Here is a 15,592-nt window from a genome sequence, read left to right as displayed (position 1 = left end):
TCAGCGTCCCTTGGGGTCGAGGATCCTGACCGTCTGGAAGTCCTCGGTGGTGTCCTCCTCGTGAGGGCGGTTGACGCGGGTGGCAAGCTCGGGGGCGGCCTGCTCCTCGATGGGCAACTGCTCGAAGAAGTCGCAGCTGACGCACTCGCGGTAGCGGATGCCGTTCTGCTCCCAACTGCGGATACGGTCCATCTCGGCGCAGCGCGGGCAGATGGCGCCGGCGATAAAGCGTTTCTGGACGGCCATGGGGACTCCTGTAGGGCTCGGCCCGGGGGCCGAGCCGGGTGTGACGATGGATCAGCTGGCGCGGATGCCGCTGTGACGCAGCAGCGGCTCGACGCTGGGCTCGCGGCCGCGGAAGGTACGGAACAGCTCGGCGGCATCGCGGGCGCCGCCCGCCTCGAGGATCTCGGTGCGGAAGCGGTGTCCGGTCTCGGGGTCGAAGATACCCGCTTCCTCGAAGGCACTCCAGGCATCGGCGGAGAGCACCTCGGCCCATTTGTAGCTGTAGTAGCCCGCCGCATAGCCGCCGGCGAAGATGTGTCCGAAGCCGTTCTGGAAGCGGTTGAAATCGGCCCTGGGCACCACCGAGACCTGGTGGCGCACCGCGTCTAGCAGCGCCTGGATTTCGGCGGCGGAGGGGGCCGCAAGCTCATGGTGCAGGCGCAGGTCGAACAGCGAGAACTCCAGCTGGCGCACCATGCCCATGGCGGACTGGAAGTTGCGGGCCGCCTGCAGCTTCTCGAGCAGCTCGGCGGGCAGCGGCTCGCCGCTGTCGACGTGGCCGGCGATCAGGTCGAGCCCCTCGCGCTCCCAGCAGTAGTTCTCCATGAACTGGCTGGGCAGCTCCACGGCATCCCAGGCCACGCCGTTGATGCCGGAGATGTCGGCGATAGACTGCCGGGTCAGCATGTGGTGCAGACCGTGGCCGAACTCGTGGAACAGGGTGGTGACCTCGTCGTGGGTCAGCAGCGCTGGTCGGCTGCCCACCGGGCGCGTGAAGTTGCAGGTCAGGTAGGCCACCGGCAGCTGCAGGGCGTCACCCTCGTGGCGGCGCACCCGGCACTCGTCCATCCAGGCGCCACCGCGCTTGCCCTCCCGGGCGTAGAGGTCGAGGTAGAACCCGGCGATGGGCTCGCCCTGCTCCATGATGCGGAAGAAGCGCACGTCCGGATGATAGCGCGGGGCGCTCTCGTCCTCGGCGAAGGTGACGCCGAAGAGTCGCTCCACCACCCGGAACAGGCCGTCCACCACCTGCGGGGCGGGGAAGTAGGGACGCAGCTGCTCCTCGTTGATGGCGTGACGCTCCTCGCGCAGCTTCTCGCTGGCGTAGCCGATGTCCCAGGGGGCCAGCTCGCCCATGCCCAACGCGTCGCGGGCGAAGGCCTCGAGCTCGGCGAACTCCTCGCGGGCCTGGGGCACGGCGCGCCCCGCCAGGTCCTCGAGGAAGGCCTGGGCCTCGGCCGGGGACTCGGCCATCTTGGTTTCCAGCGAATAGTCGGCGTAGGTGGCGAAGCCCAGCAGCTCGGCCAGCTCGTGGCGCAGGGCGAGGATCTCCTCCATCAGCGGGGCGTTGTCGTGCTGGCCGGCGTGGGGCCCCTGATCCGAGGCGCGGGTGACGAAGGCGGTGTAGACCTCGCGGCGCAGCTCGCGGTCGTCGGCGTAGGTGACGACCGGGAAGAAGCTGGGGAAGTCCAGGGTGATGCGATAGCCCGCCACCCCCTTGGCCTCGGCGTTGGCACGCAGGCTGTCCAGAGCGCTCTCGGGCAGGCCGGCCAGGCGCGAGGCGTCGGCCAGGTCCAGGTGCCAGGCCTGGGTGGCATCGAGCAGCTGGTTGGAGAAGGTGTTGGAGAGCTCGGAGAGGCGCGCCTTGATCTCGCCGTAGCGGCGCTTCTGCTCGGCGGGCAGGTCGACGCCGGCGAGGCGGAAGTCGCGCAGGGTATTGTCCACGCTGCGGCGTTGGGCGTCGTCCAGGGTCTCCCAGGCGGGCCCCTCCTTCAGCGCCTGCCAGGCGCGGAACAGCCCCTCATGCTGGCCCAGCCAGGTGCTGTATTCGGAGAGCTTGCCCAGGCAGGCCTGGTAGGCCTCGCGCAGCTCGGGACTGTTCATGGTGCCGTTGAGGTGGGAGACCGGCGACCAGGCACGCGACAGGCGATCGTTGAGCGACTCCAGCGGCGCAGCCAGGCTCTCCCAGCCGGGCGGCGCCTGCCCGGCGCGCGCGACCAGCGCCTCGATGCCCCGGCGGTTGTCGGCGAGGATCTCGTCGATGGCCGGCACCACGTGCTCGGGGCGGATGGCTTCGAAGGGGGGCAGCTCGTGGGTCTCGAGCAGGGGATTGGGGGACATGCGTACCTCGGGGCGAAGGGGAGTCGGCAACTAAGATGCGGGCGAACGCGGCGGGTTTCAATGTGTGGCAGGGTTTGCCGGCGGGGGGCGGGCTGCTAGGCTTGCTGGCTTTCATGCGTGCGGGTCCCCGCACGCCGCATGGCGGGAGAATCGACGATGAGCGAGACGCTGGAGCGCTGGAGCACGCGGCGCGCCTTCATCCTGGCAGTGACCGGGGCGGCGGTGGGGCTGGGCAACATCTGGCGCTTCCCCTATATCACCGGCGAGAACGGCGGCGCCGCCTTCCTGGTGCTCTATGTGGCCTTCGTGCTGCTGCTGGGGCTGCCGGTGATGATGGCCGAGATCATGGTGGGTCGCGCCGGCCGGCGCAGCCCGGTGGGCTCGCTCGGGCACCTGGCCGCGGCGGCGGGAGCCAGCCGCCACTGGCGATGGCTGGGGCTGTTCGGCGCCGTCACGGTGTTCTGCATCCTCTCCTTCTACTCGGTGGTCTCCGGCTGGTCCATCGAGTTCCTGGTGGCCTCCATCAACGGCGACTTTCGCGGCGCCGCCCCCGCCGAGATCGGCGCCGGCTTCGATGCCTTCCTCGCCGACCCCGCGCGCATGACCTTCAATCACAGCCTGTTCCTGGTGATGACCATGCTGGTGGTGGCCGCCGGCGTGTCCAAGGGGCTGGAGCGCCTCAACAACCTGCTGATGCCGCTGCTCTACCTGCTGCTGCTGATGCTGGCGGGCTACGCCGCTACCACCGATGGCTTCGGCACCGCCCTGGTGTGGCTCTTCCAGCCCGACCTCTCGGCGGTGACCCCGCTGGTGGTGATGCATGCCATGGGCCACGCCTTCTTCACCCTGGCGGTGGGTGCCTGCGCGCTGATGGCCTATGGCGCCTATATGCCGGACGAGCAGAGCCTGCCGCGGGCGGTGGGTGCGGTGGCGGTGCTCGACGTCACCGTGGCGCTGCTGGCCGGCATCGCGATCTTCTCGGTGGTGTTCTCCCAGGGCATGGACCCCGGCGAGGGGCCCGGACTGATGTTCGTCACCCTGCCCATCGCCTTTGCCGAACTGCCCTGGGGCGCGCTGTGGCTGAGTCTCTTCTTCCTGCTGTTGCTGCTGGCGACCTGGACCTCATCGATCAACCTGGCCGAGCCCATGGTTTCCATGCTGCAGGGCCTGGGCCTGCCGCGTGGTATCGCCGCGGCCCTGGTGGGCTTTGCGGTGTGGCTGCTGGGGCTGCTGACGGTGTTCTCGTTCTCGAGCCTGGCCGAGTGGAGGCCGCTGCTGGGCATGAACGGCTTCGAGCTGGTCAGCACCATCCCGCCGGAGATCTTCCTGCCCCTGGGTGGCCTGCTGATCGCCATCTTCGCCGCCTGGGTGGTGCCTGAGGCCACGGCGCGTCGCGCTCTGGGCGCGGGCGACAGCGGCTTCGCGATATGGCGCCTGGTGACCCGCTGGATCGCCATTCCGCTGACGCTGGTAGTATTGGTGGCCGGACTGACCTGAACGCCGATCGAAGATGAGGAGATCCCGATGAGCGAGTCGATGGCCATTCGGCCCTGGAAAGGCAAGCGCCCGAGCCTTGGTGAGCGGGTCTATATCGACCCGGCGAGCCTGGTGCTCGGCGATGTGGAGCTGGGCGACGACTGTTCGGTCTGGCCCATGGCGGTAATTCGTGGCGACATGCACCTCATCCGCATCGGCGCGCGGGTCAGCGTGCAGGATGGCTGCGTGCTGCATATCACCCACGCCAGCGACTTCAATCCCGGCGGCTTCCCGCTGACCATCGGCGACGATGTCACCATCGGCCACAAGGCGATCCTGCATGGTGCCACCCTGGGCAGCCGCATCCTGGTGGGCATGGGGGCCATCGTCATGGATGGCGCCGTGGTGGAGGACGAGGTGATCATCGCCGCCGGCGCCGTGGTGACGCCGGGCAAGCACCTGGAGGGTGGTCATGTCTACGCCGGCAACCCGGCCCGGGCGCTGCGCCCGCTGAAGGAGAAGGAGCGCGCCTTCTTCCCCTATACCGCCGGCAACTATGTCAGGCTCAAGAATGATTACCTGGGTCAGGCTCAAGGATGAGTCCCTGACGGCGATGGGGGAATAATTACCTAATCCATTGTTTATGCATGTCGGGACGGGCGATAATCTGGTGATTTATCCAGTTTATCGAGGGCCGCCCCCGCATGGCCGATTTCCGCACCCACCTTGGCGTGGCCGCCGCCGGCGGTGTCGTGGTCGCCCATGGTGGTTGGCAGGCGGGGCTGTGGGATGCCTGGCAGGCCCTGCCCATGCTGGCGCTGGTCGCCTTCGGCGGGATCCTGCCCGATATCGATGCCGACAGCTCCAAGGCGATTCGCCTGGTCTTCAACCTGTTGGCGGTGATCGCTGTGGTGGCCGGGGCCCTGCTGCTGCAGGGCTGGCTCTCTCTGGGGGGGCTGCTGCTGGCCTGCGTGGGGCTCTACCTGGGCGTGCGCCATCTCGGCGGCGCCCTCTTCGCTCGCCTCACCGTGCATCGCGGCATCTGGCACTCGCTGCTGGCGGCGGCCCTCTGTGGCCTGGCGACCACCGCGCTCAGCCATCACCTGCTGGCGCAGCCCGATGTGCTGGCCTGGGGACACGGCATGGCGCTGTCGCTGGGCTTCGTGCTCCACCTGCTGCTCGACGAGCTCTACAGCGTCGACCTCACCGGGGCGCGCATCAAGCGCTCCTTCGGCTCCGCGCTCAAACCGCTGGACTGGCGCTCGCCGGGCAACTCCCTCGTCATGCTCGCCACCGGCGCCAACCTGCTGCCCTGGCTACCGGCCTGGGCTGGGCTGGGCAGCCTGCTCGATCAGGGCGCGGCGCTGTGGCGATAGTCCTCGGCGCGCAGGCCATATTTCTTGAGCTTGTCGTAGAGGGTCTTGCGCGGCAGGCCGAGCCGTTCGCTGACCTCGCTGACGCGGCCATGGTGGCGGGTCAGCGCCTGGTCGAGCAGGCTCTTCTCGAACAGCTCCACCTGCTGGGGCAGCGGGAGTTCGCCCGCCTCGCTCTCGGCCCCGGCCAGCAGGGCATCCAGCCGGTAGTCGAAGGCCGCCCCCAGCAGCACATAGCGTTCGGCGAGGTTGCGCAGCTCACGCACGTTGCCAGGCCAGTCATGGGCGAGCAGGGCGGAGATGCCGGAAGCGTCCAGGGACGGTGCCTCCAGGCCGCTGCGGTTGGCGGCCACCACCGCGAAGTGCTGGAACAGCAGGGGGATATCCTCGCGCCGCTCGCGCAGGGAGGGGATCGGCAGGGTGACCACGTCGAGGCGGTAGTAGAGGTCCTCGCGGAACACCCCCGCCTCGGCGGCGGCCTTGAGGTCCACCTTGGTGGCGGCGATCACGCGGATATCCAGCGGCACCGGCACGTTGGCGCCCAGGCGCTCGACGCTGCGCTCCTGCAGCACCCGCAGCAGCTTGACCTGCAGGGCCAGCGGCATCGACTCGATCTCGTCGAGGAACACCGTGCCGCCGTTGGCGTGCTCGAACTTGCCGATGCGCCGCTCCACGGCGCCGGTGAAGGCGCCCTTCTCGTGGCCGAACAGCTCCGACTCGATGGTGCTCTCCGGCACCGCGCCACAGTTGATGGCCACGAAGGGGTGGCCGGCCCGGGCGCTGCGCTCATGGATGGCACGCGCCACCAGGTCCTTGCCGGCGCCGGTCTCGCCGAACAGCAGCACGTCGGCCTCCACCTGGCTGATGCGCTGGACCATGCTCGCCAGGCGCTGGATGGCCGGGGTGCGCCCCACCAGGCGGGGGCCAGGGGCCGCCTGCTGGGCCTCGAGCTCGGCACGCAGCCGGCGGTTCTCGAGGCTCAGGCGGCGTTTCTCTACGCCGCGGCGCACCACCTCCACCAGCCGCTCGGCGGCGAAGGGTTTCTCCAGGAAGTCCCAGGCGCCCTCGCGCATGGCCTCCACGGCGGTGGAGATATCGCCATGCCCGGTGATCAGGATCACCGGCAGGTCGGGGTCGCGGCGGCGCACCTCGCGCAGCAGCGCCATGCCGTCCATGCCGGGCATGCGGATATCGCTGACGATGACGCCGGGGAAGTCGCTCTCGAGCGCGCCCAGGGCGGCCTCGGCGCCGGGGTAGGGCGCCGGTGCATAGCCGGCCAGCTCCAGGGTCTGGCCGGCGCTGATGCGCAGGTGAGGCTCGTCATCGACGACCATCACTGGGATGTCGGCCGGTTCATGCATGGGGCAGGCTCTCCTGGTCGGGGTAAGGCGGGGGCGTGAGGTGCTCCTGGGGCAGGCGAATGGTGAAGCGGGCGCCGCCTGCGGGGAGGTTCTCGGCGTCGAGCCGGCCGCCCAGGTCGTCGATGATACGCGATGAGATGGAGAGCCCGAGACCCAGGCCGCTGCCCGGCGACTTGGTGGTGAAGAAGGGCTCGAAGATCCGTGTCAGCTGCTCCGGGGGGATGCCCGGGCCGCTGTCCTCGACCACCAGCCGCACCTGGGTGTCGTCCGCCTCCACAAGAAGCGCCAGCCGCGGGGCGTCGCGCCCGGCCATGGCCTGCAGGGCGTTGCCGATCAGGTTGACCAGCACCTGCTCCAGGCGCACCGGGTCGGCGTCGACCCATACCGGCGCCGCGGGGAAGCGGCGCTCCACCCGCACGCCGGCCTCCTGCAGCCGGGCCTGAAAGAGGCGCAGGGCATACTCGAAGCAGTCGCTGACCGACACCGCGCTGCGCCGCTCGTCGCCCTTGCGGGAGAACTGGCGCAGCTGGGCGCTGATCTCCGCCATGCGACCGGTCAGCTCGACGATCTCGGCGAGGTTACGGTCGACGCTCTCCAGGCGCTCGCGTGCGAGGAAGGTGCGGGCGTTCTCGGCGTAGGCGCGGATGGCGGCCAGGGGCTGGTTGAGCTCGTGGTTGATGCCGGCGGCCAGCTGGCCGAGCACCGCCAGCTTGGCGGCCTGGATCAGCTCGTCGCGGGTGCGGCGCAGGTCCGCCTCGGCGCGCTTGCGCTCCTCGACCTCGTCGGAGAGGCGGCGGTTGGTCTCGACCAGGTCGCGGGTGCGACTGGCCACGTTGCGCTCCAGCTCGTCCCGGGCCCGGGCCAGGGTGTGACGCTCGCGCTCGGCGAACAGCTCGCGCTCACGGCGCAGCCGCAGGCGCTGCCAGCCGACGCCGCCGCCCAGCAGCACGATGCCATAGAGACCGCCGGCGAGCAGGGCGGAGACCCATTGTGCCTGGACCACCGAGTCCAGCGGCTTGAGGATCAGCATCTCCCAGCCGAGCCCGGGCAGCGCACGCTTGAGGCCCAGGAAACGCTCACCGGCCAGCGGCCCCGCACCGAAGCCAACCAGGCGAGTGCGCTCACCCAGGGCCTCCAAGACCTCAAGGCCGGAGTGGTCGAGGGGCTCATCGGCGTAGCGGCGGGTGGCCAGCAGCGCCGTCCTCTCGTCCGTGGAGAGCGGCGCTAGGGAGGTCATGCGCAGCTCCGGTCGGCTGGCCATGAAGATGATGTCGTCGGCGTCGGTGACCAGCAGCTCGGCATCCTGCTCGGCCCAGCTCTCCTCCACCGCGTCGAGCAGCACCTTGACCACCATGACGCCATCCGGGGAGGCGTCGGGGGAGGTGTTGTCCAGCCAGACCGGGGCAGAGAAGTAGTAGCCGCGCTCCAGGGACTGCACGCCGAGGCCGTAGAAGCGCCCCGGGCGGCCGGCGATGGCGTCACTGTAGTAGCTGCGGAAGGCGTAGTTCTGGCCGATGAAGGTGTTGGGCCGGTGCCAGTTGCTGGCCGCCAGGGTGTCGGCGTGGCGGTCGAGCAGGTAGATGTCGGAGACCCCGGTGGAGGCGCGGAAGCGGTCGAGCAGCAGGTTGAGGGGCATGGGGTCCTGGCTGGCCGGGGAGGAGAGGAAGCGGCGTACCGCTTCCCGGGAGGCCAGCAGGCGTGGCAGGTAGTCGTGGCGGGAGAGATGCCCGGTCAGCCCCGCGGCCGAGAGCCGCAGCTCGTTATCGGCATCCTGGCGGAGTTCCTGCAGCGCCTGCTGGCGCGCCACCTCGGCGGCCTGCCAGGTCACCAGGGCGAGACCCAACGGGGCGAGCAGCCACAGCCATCGCCGCCAGCGCCTGGGTGGCCGGGGCGCGTGTCCCGTCGCCGTCATGTGCTCCCTTCGCGGCGCGGCACCGGCATCGCCTGGGCACGCCGCAGGGCGCGCTGGGCACGGGTCTCGGCACGCTCCACCTCGAGCAGCCCCTCTTCGACGAACACCAGGTGTTCGTGGGCGCGGGCCCGGGCGTCTTCGGCACGCCCCTCGAGGATGGCGTCGAGCAGCGCGCGGTGCTGGACCATCAGCTGGGGGCGGGCATCCGGCTTCTCGAAGAGATGCGCGAGGTTGTCGACGATGCTGCGCTCCAGCAGGTGGAAGATGCCGCGAATGGTATGCAGCAGCAGCACATTGTGCGCGGACTCGGCGATGGCCAGGTGGAAGGCGGCATCGGCCTTGGCCTCCTCGGCCGGGTCACGCCCCTTGAAGCGTGCCTCGAGCTCCTCGAAGCGCTTGATCAGCAGCGCCTTGTCGGTGGGGGTCGAGCGCAGCGCGGCGTAGTAGGCCGAGATGCCTTCCATGGCATCGCGGAACTCCAGCAGGTCCAGGTGGAACTCGCCGTGGCGCGAGAGCATCTCCAGCAGCGGGTCGCTGTAGCCGCTGTTGAGCTCCTCGCTGATATAGGTGCCACCCCCCTGGCGGCTGACCAGCAGGCCCCGGGCGGAGAGCTTCTGGATGGCTTCGCGAAGCGAGGGGCGCGAGACGCTGAAGCGCTCGGCCAGCTCGCGCTCGGGGGGCAGCTTCTGGCCGGGCTGAAGGCTGCCTTCGAGGATCATCGCCTCGAGGCGCTCGGTGATCACATCGGCCAGGCGAGGCTGGCGCAGGGGCGGATAGGCCATGGCGAGGCTCCGGTGGTGCTTGAGGAATCGAGTGGCGCCATCTTACGTCAGGATATTGGTAATACCAATATCCTGGGCCGAGGCCGTTCCGGGAAGGGTATGATATCTTCTGGTAATTCAAAAGCTTGCAATAATCACGCTAGGAGATAGACCAAAGTCTAGCGCGATATGGTGGGAAAAACCCCGCCTCGCGTTTGACACTGTGGCGGTGGCCTCCTTAAGGTTCGCCAACTCCATCGGGTAAATTGGTTTTACCATTTTACCATTTTACCAGGGTGCCAGCATACGCCAGATGTCGAAGGAATCGCCGATGACCGCAGTCAAGCTCTACCCGCCGAGGCCGGACAAGATCTATCTCTTCGGCACCTGCCTGATCGACCTCCTCTATCCCGAGGCCGGAATGGATGCCATCCGGTTGCTGGAGCGCGAGGGCATCGAGGTGCTGTTCCCCGAAGACCAGACCTGCTGTGGTCAGCCGGCCTACACCTCCGGCTATCAGCAGGAGGCGCGTGCCGTGGCGGCGGCCCAGCTGGACCTCTTCCCCGAGCCCTGGCCGATCGTGGTGCCCTCCGGCTCCTGCGGCGGCATGATGCGCACCCACTATCCCCAGCTCTTCGCCGGTACCGATCGCGAGGCGCAGGCCGGCGAGGTGGCCGGGCGAATCTTCGAGCTGACAGAGTTCCTGGTCCACGTCTGCCATCTCCAGCTCGAGGATCGTGGTGAGCCCGAAAAGGTCGCCATGCACACTTCCTGCAGCGCGCGGCGCGAGATGGGGCTGGCCGAGACCGGCCCGGCGCTGCTGGCGAAGCTGGGGCAGGTCGAGCTGGTCGAGCAGGCGCGTGCCGCCGAGTGCTGCGGCTTCGGTGGCACCTTCGCCGTGCGTCATCCCGAGGTCTCCGCGGCCATGGTGGAGGACAAGACCCAGGCCATCGAGGCCACCGGGGCGCGGCGCTTCGTGACCTCGGACTGCGGCTGCATGATGAACATCGGCGGGCGCTTCGCGAAGCAGAACAAGGCGGTCGAGGGCGAGCATATCGCCAGCTACCTGTGGCGGAGGACCTCATGAGCGGTCAGAACCCGGTGGTGCAAACCTACAGCCCTCGCGAGTTCCACCGCCAGGCCCATGACGCCCTGGGCAACCCCCAGATCCGCGCCAACTTCCGCAAGGCGATGGACGGGCTGATGGCCAAGCGAAGTGAGAGCTTCGATGACTGGGATCTGGAGACCCTGCGCGAGCTGGGCGCCAACATCCGCCTGCGGGCGCTCGCCAAGCTGCCCGACCTGCTCGAGCGGCTGGAGGCCAACTGCGAGGCCAATGGCATCAAGGTGCACTGGGCCGAGGACGGCGAGCAGGCCTGCCGGATCATCCGCGAGATCTGCGAGTCCCACGACGCCAGGTCGGTGATCAAGGGCAAGTCGATGGTCTCCGAGGAGATGCATCTCAATGCCCACCTGGAGGAGGCCGGCATCGAGGCGCTGGAGTCAGACCTCGGCGAGTATCTGGTGCAGCTCAACCAGCAGACGCCCTCGCATATCATCATGCCGGCGATCCATCTCAACACCGATGAGATCTCCGAGATCCTGCACGACAAGACCGGCACCGAGCGCACCCGCGACGTCGACTATATGACCGCGGCGGCCCGGGCCCAGCTGCGCGAGCGCTTCATGGCCGCCGACGTGGGGGTCTCCGGGGTCAACTTCGCGGTGGCCGAGACCGGGACCCTGTGCCTGGTGGAGAACGAGGGCAACGGCCGCATGACCACCACGGTGCCGCCGGTGCACGTGGCGGTGACCGGCATCGAGAAGGTGGTCGAGCACCTGCGCGACGTGCCGCCCCTCTATTCCCTGCTGACGCGCTCGGCCACCGGCCAGCATGTCACTACCTATTTCAACATGATCAGCTCGCCGCGCAAGGACGGCGAGCACGACGGGCCCAGGGAAGTGCACCTGGTGCTGGTCGACAGCGGCCGCTCCCGCATCTATCAGGACGACGAACTGCTCGACACCCTGCGCTGCATCCGCTGCGGCGCCTGCATGAACCACTGCCCCGTCTACACCCGGGTGGGCGGCCACACTTACGGCACCACCTATCCCGGCCCCATCGGCAGCATCCTCTCTCCCCACCTGATGGGCCTGGACGATACGAAGGACCTGCCCACGGCGTCGAGCCTGTGCGGGGCCTGTGGCGAGGTGTGCCCGGTGAAGATCCCGATTCCCGACCTGCTGGTGCGACTGCGCCGTGAATCGGTGGGTGAGGGGCGCGGCAACGTGGCCGGCGCCGGCGTCAAGCGTACCCGCAAGGAGGCCGCCGCCTGGAAGGGCTTCCAGTGGCTGGCGACCCATCCCTTCGCCTGGCGCGCCGGTACCTCGGTGGCCGGCAAGCTCAGGGCGCTGACGCCCGGGAAGCTGGGTGCCTGGACCGACTACCGCACGGCTCCCAAGCCGGCGGGCACCACCCTGCATGCGCTGGTCAAGCGCCATCAGGCGAACAGGAGCGAACAGGCCGGCAAGAGCCACGAGGAGGAGCGCCGATGAGTGCCCGCAACGCCATTCTCAAGCGCCTGCGCGAGCGCCTCGATGGCCCGCTGAGCGCCCCCGAGAGCGACTTCGCCGTGGTGACGAACCGCGGCTGGAGCCAGGAAGAGCGCCTGGCGCGCTTCGCGCGCTGGATCGGCTCGGTGCATGGCGAGGTGGTCCATGCCGATGCGGCTCGCTGGACCGAGACCCTGGCGAAGGTGCTCGCCGACAAGGGGGTGCGACGGCTGGCGCTGGGGAAGGAGCACCCGGTGGCCGCCGAGGCACGCGACGCCCTGGTCGATAGTGGTGTCGCGCTGGTCGACGTCGCCCGCGATATCGAACAGTGGCAGCGCGAGCAGTTCGAGAGTGTCGATGCCGGCCTGACCTCCACCCGCGGGGCCATCGCCGAGACCGGCAGCCTGTGGCTGTGGCCGAGTCCGGACGAGCCGCGACTGATCAGCCTGGTGCCGCCGCTGCACATCGCGGTGCTCGACGCCGACACCGTCGAGGACACCTTCTTCGATGTGGTGGAGCGCCACGGCTGGGCGAGCGGCATGCCCACCAATGCGCTGCTGATCTCCGGGCCCAGCAAGACCGCCGATATCGAACAGACCCTGGCCTACGGCGTGCATGGACCCCGTGAACTGGTGGTCATCGTGCGCCATGCCGGAGAGTCCCCCGGGGTCACGCGATGAGCCGGCCGGGCGCCGAGGCCTACCGGGAGCTCAAGGTCGCCCTGGCGGCCTCGCTGCCGGATGAGCGGCTGATCGACGACCCGCTGCGCACCCTGGCCTACGGCACCGATGCCAGCTTCTATCGCCTGGTGCCGCGGCTGGTGGTGCGCCCCGAGAACGAGGCGGAGCTGCGCGTGACCCTGGCCGAGTGCCGGGACCGGCGGCTGCCGGTGACCTTTCGTGCCGCCGGCACTTCGCTCTCCGGCCAGGCGGTCACCGACTCGGTGCTGATCCAGCTGGGGCGGGGCTGGCGTGACCACGCGATCGTCGACGAGGGCAGGGCGATCCGCCTGCAGCCCGGCGTGATCGGCGCCCGGGCGAACCAGCTGCTGGCCCCCTTCGGGCGCAAGATCGGCCCCGACCCGGCCTCCATCAACAGCTGCATGATCGGCGGCATCGCCGCCAACAATGCCTCCGGGATGTGCTGTGGCACCGCCCAGAACAGCTATCGCACGCTGCGCGACCTGCGCGTGATCCTCGCCGATGGCAGCCTGCTGGATACCGCCGACCCCGACAGCGTGGCCGCCTTTCGTCGCTCCCACGCCGAGCTGCTGGCCGGGCTGGAGCGGTTGTCCGCCGAGACCCGCGGCAATGCCGAACTGGCGGAGAAGATCCGCCACAAGTACCGGCTCAAGAACACCACCGGCTATGCCCTCAACAGCCTGGTGGACTTCAGCGACGGCATCGAGATCCTCAAGCACCTGATGATCGGCTCCGAGGGCACCCTGGGCTTCATCAGCGCCATCACCTATGACAGCGTGGTGGACGAGCCGCACAAGGCCGCGGCCCTGGCCTTCTTCCCGGACATGGCCACCACCTGCCGCGCCACCATCGCCCTGAAGCGCTCGCCGGTCTCGGCGGTGGAGCTGATGGATCGTGCCGCCCTTCGCTCGGTGGAGCGCGAGGCGGGCATGCCCGAGGTGCTGCGAACCCTGCCCGAGGGAGCGGCGGCGCTGCTGATCGACGTGCGCGGCAACGACGAGGCGGAGCTCCAGGCGCGTCTCGACGAGGTGCAGGCGATGCTGGAGGGGATCCAGACCCTGGAGCCGGTCTCCTTCACCCGCGATGCCGACACCTATGCCCTCTACTGGAAGATCCGCAAGGGGCTCTTCCCGGCGGTGGGGGCGGTGCGCGAGACCGGCACCACGGTGATCATCGAGGACGTCGCCTTCCCCATCGAGCGGCTCGACGAGGGCGTGCTGGCGCTGACCGAGACCTTCCATCGCCACGGCTATGCGCAGGCGATCCTCTTCGGTCACGCCCTGGAAGGCAACCTGCACTTCGTCTTCCCCCAGGGGTTCGAGAAGCCCGGCGAGGTGGAGCGCTACCAGGCGCTGATGGACGAGGTGGCGCAGCTGGTGGGCGTCGAATATGGCGGCTCGCTCAAGGCCGAGCACGGCACCGGGCGCAACATGGCGCCCTATGTGGAGCTGGAGTGGGGCCCCGAGGCCTATGCGCTGATGTGGGAGGTCAAGGCGCTCTTCGACCCGGAGAACCTGCTCAATCCCGAGGTGATCCTCAGCCGCAACCCGACGCTGCACCTGGAGAACCTCAAGCCCCTGCCGGCGGCCCACGAGATCGTCGACAAGTGCATCGAGTGCGGCTTCTGCGAGCATGTCTGTCCGTCGAGGGACCTGACCCTGACGCCCCGCCAGCGCATCGTGATCACCCGCGAGGTGGCACGCCTCGAGGCACTGGAAGACACCGCAGATGAAGCGGATGCGGCGCGCCTGGCGTCGCTGCGGGCCGATATCGAGCATGCGGTGGATGCCACCTGCGCGGTGGATGGGCTCTGCGAGACCCAGTGCCCGGTGGGGATCAATACCGGTGACCTGGTGCGCGACATGCGGTATCGACGGCTGAGCCGGCAGGCGGGGGTGGCGCGACGGATCGGGCAGCACTTCGACGGCGTCACGCGGCTGGCGCGTGGCTCCCTGAGGGCTGCCGGCGCGGTGAACCGGCTGATGGGTGACACACTGATGACGCGTGCAGCCGAGGGGGCGCGTCGCCTGAGCGGCGAGCGCCTGCCGTTGTGGACGCCGGCACTGCCCATGGCCGCGCCGGTGCGTGTGCTGAGACGGTCGCCGGAGACGGGGGATGATCGTCCCCGGGTGGTCTATCTGCCCAGCTGCGCGACGCGCATGTTTGGGGCCGATCGCCGCGACGGCGGCGAATCGCGTTCGGTGATGGAGATCACCCTGGCGCTGCTCGAGAGGGCCGGCTTCGCCGTGGTGATTCCCGAGCGGGTCGATCGGCTATGCTGCGGAATGGCCTTCCGCTCCAAGGGGCAGTTCGACGAGGCGGACCACAAGGGGCGCGAACTCAACCGCGAACTGCTCGCCGCCAGCGAGAACGGCCGCCACCCGATCCTCTGCGACACCAGCCCCTGCACCCTGCAGATGCAGGAACACCTGGACGGCTGCCTGACGCTGCACGAACCCGTCGCCTTTGCCCATGATCACCTGCTGCCACGCCTGACCATCCGGCCCGTCGCGGAACGTGTGGCGGTCCATGTGACCTGTTCGAGCACGCGGATGGGGCTCGGAGAGAAGATGGTGGCCCTGGCACGGCGCTGTGCCAGCGAGGTGGTGGTGCCGGCGGAAGTCACCTGCTGCGGCTTCGCCGGCGACAAGGGGTTCCAGGTGCCGGAGCTCAACGCCGCGGCGCTGTCGCGACTGGCCGAGCAGGTGGCGGACTGCAGTGCGGGCTACTCCAATTCGCGGACCTGCGAGATCGGGTTGTCCCAGCACGGGGGCATTCCGTATCGTTCGATCCTCTCGCTGCTCGACCGCGCCAGCCGCTAGGGAAGACGCGTCAGCCGGCAGGAGAGAAGAGTGGCAAGCCTATCCATAGGCCCTGGCGGATACGGGGTTGTGGATACACGGGGCATGCCCTCTTCGCCCTTTGGTCATGTCCCTGAAACTTTATTTACGCAGGGGGCTTGCGTCCCGACTCGCGGAGCCGTAAAGTACGCATCCGCTGCCGGCGACGGGCAAACGTTGCAGGCGGTGGAGGTGGCAGAAGTGATTGTTCTGCATGGAATATTTTTGAAGCGGGTCGAATCGCTTCGAAACATTCCGATTGACAATCA

General features: G+C 68.9%; 13 protein-coding genes. 8 read left to right on the top strand and 5 right to left on the bottom strand.

The annotated features are described in order from the left end of the window. Positions 1-246 carry a YheV family putative zinc ribbon protein gene (locus RAN53_RS15920; RefSeq protein ID WP_305797783.1) on the bottom strand — a complete coding sequence of 82 codons (246 nt, stop codon included), beginning with the start codon at positions 244-246 and terminating at the stop codon, positions 1-3. Between the two features lie 51 nt (positions 247-297). Continuing rightward, entirely contained in the window at positions 298-2,346 is a 2,049-nt protein-coding gene (gene prlC, locus RAN53_RS15915) for an oligopeptidase A (protein ID WP_305797782.1), read from the bottom strand. A gap of 156 nt (positions 2,347-2,502) precedes the next feature. Between prlC and RAN53_RS15910 the strand changes: the two genes are divergently transcribed. The 3 genes from RAN53_RS15910 (at position 2,503) to RAN53_RS15900 (ending at position 5,198) form a co-directional block, all read left to right on the top strand. Then, the gene (locus RAN53_RS15910) at positions 2,503-3,843 is read left to right on the top strand and encodes a sodium-dependent transporter (protein ID WP_305797781.1); all 1,341 of its coding nucleotides are present in this window, start codon (positions 2,503-2,505) and stop codon (positions 3,841-3,843) included. Between the two features lie 27 nt (positions 3,844-3,870). Beyond that, complete coding sequence (locus RAN53_RS15905) at positions 3,871-4,422, top strand: gamma carbonic anhydrase family protein (RefSeq protein WP_305797780.1); 552 nt, start codon at positions 3,871-3,873, stop codon at positions 4,420-4,422. Between the two features lie 104 nt (positions 4,423-4,526). Next, on the top strand, positions 4,527-5,198 hold the full coding sequence (locus RAN53_RS15900) for a metal-dependent hydrolase (protein ID WP_305797779.1): 672 nt from the start codon (positions 4,527-4,529) through the stop codon (positions 5,196-5,198). Here RAN53_RS15900 and RAN53_RS15895 read toward each other — a convergent pair. The 3 genes from RAN53_RS15895 to RAN53_RS15885 are packed head-to-tail and all read right to left on the bottom strand — an operon-like array spanning position 5,174 to position 9,250. Next, positions 5,174-6,556: a sigma-54-dependent transcriptional regulator gene (locus RAN53_RS15895; protein ID WP_305797778.1), complete on the bottom strand. Its 1,383-nt coding sequence runs from the start codon at positions 6,554-6,556 to the stop codon at positions 5,174-5,176. The genes RAN53_RS15900 and RAN53_RS15895 overlap by 25 nt on opposite strands. After that, positions 6,549-8,468: a sensor histidine kinase gene (locus RAN53_RS15890; RefSeq protein WP_305797777.1), complete on the bottom strand. Its 1,920-nt coding sequence runs from the start codon at positions 8,466-8,468 to the stop codon at positions 6,549-6,551. The genes RAN53_RS15895 and RAN53_RS15890 overlap by 8 nt, the downstream gene beginning before the upstream one ends. Continuing rightward, positions 8,465-9,250 carry a GntR family transcriptional regulator gene (locus RAN53_RS15885; RefSeq protein ID WP_305797776.1) on the bottom strand — a complete coding sequence of 262 codons (786 nt, stop codon included), beginning with the start codon at positions 9,248-9,250 and terminating at the stop codon, positions 8,465-8,467. Before RAN53_RS15885 ends, RAN53_RS15890 begins: the two co-directional genes overlap by 4 nt. Positions 9,251-9,560: 310 nt before the next feature. Here RAN53_RS15885 and RAN53_RS15880 point away from each other — a divergent pair, with 310 nt between their 5' ends. The 5 genes from RAN53_RS15880 to RAN53_RS15860 all read left to right on the top strand — a co-directional run. After that, positions 9,561-10,316: a (Fe-S)-binding protein gene (locus RAN53_RS15880; RefSeq protein WP_305797775.1), complete on the top strand. Its 756-nt coding sequence runs from the start codon at positions 9,561-9,563 to the stop codon at positions 10,314-10,316. Next, on the top strand, positions 10,313-11,785 hold the full coding sequence (locus tag RAN53_RS15875) for a LutB/LldF family L-lactate oxidation iron-sulfur protein (protein WP_305797774.1): 1,473 nt from the start codon (positions 10,313-10,315) through the stop codon (positions 11,783-11,785). Before RAN53_RS15880 ends, RAN53_RS15875 begins: the two co-directional genes overlap by 4 nt. Continuing rightward, entirely contained in the window at positions 11,782-12,462 is a 681-nt protein-coding gene (locus tag RAN53_RS15870) for a LutC/YkgG family protein (protein ID WP_305797773.1), read from the top strand. The genes RAN53_RS15875 and RAN53_RS15870 overlap by 4 nt, the downstream gene beginning before the upstream one ends. Then, positions 12,459-15,305 (top strand): FAD-binding and (Fe-S)-binding domain-containing protein, encoded by a 2,847-nt coding sequence (locus RAN53_RS15865; protein WP_305797772.1) that lies wholly within the window; start codon positions 12,459-12,461, stop codon positions 15,303-15,305. The genes RAN53_RS15870 and RAN53_RS15865 overlap by 4 nt, the downstream gene beginning before the upstream one ends. 84 nt (positions 15,306-15,389) lie before the next feature. Further along, positions 15,390-15,592, top strand: a 203-nt coding sequence (locus RAN53_RS15860) for a hypothetical protein (RefSeq protein WP_305797771.1), incomplete at its 3' end; no start/stop codon positions are given.

The sequence above is a fragment of the Halomonas sp. SSL-5 genome (genome assembly GCF_030708455.1).
GTDB lineage: Bacteria > Pseudomonadota > Gammaproteobacteria > Pseudomonadales > Halomonadaceae > Halomonas.
Note: the sequence above shows the minus strand (reverse complement) of the source record. Positions and strands in the feature narration are given on the sequence as shown.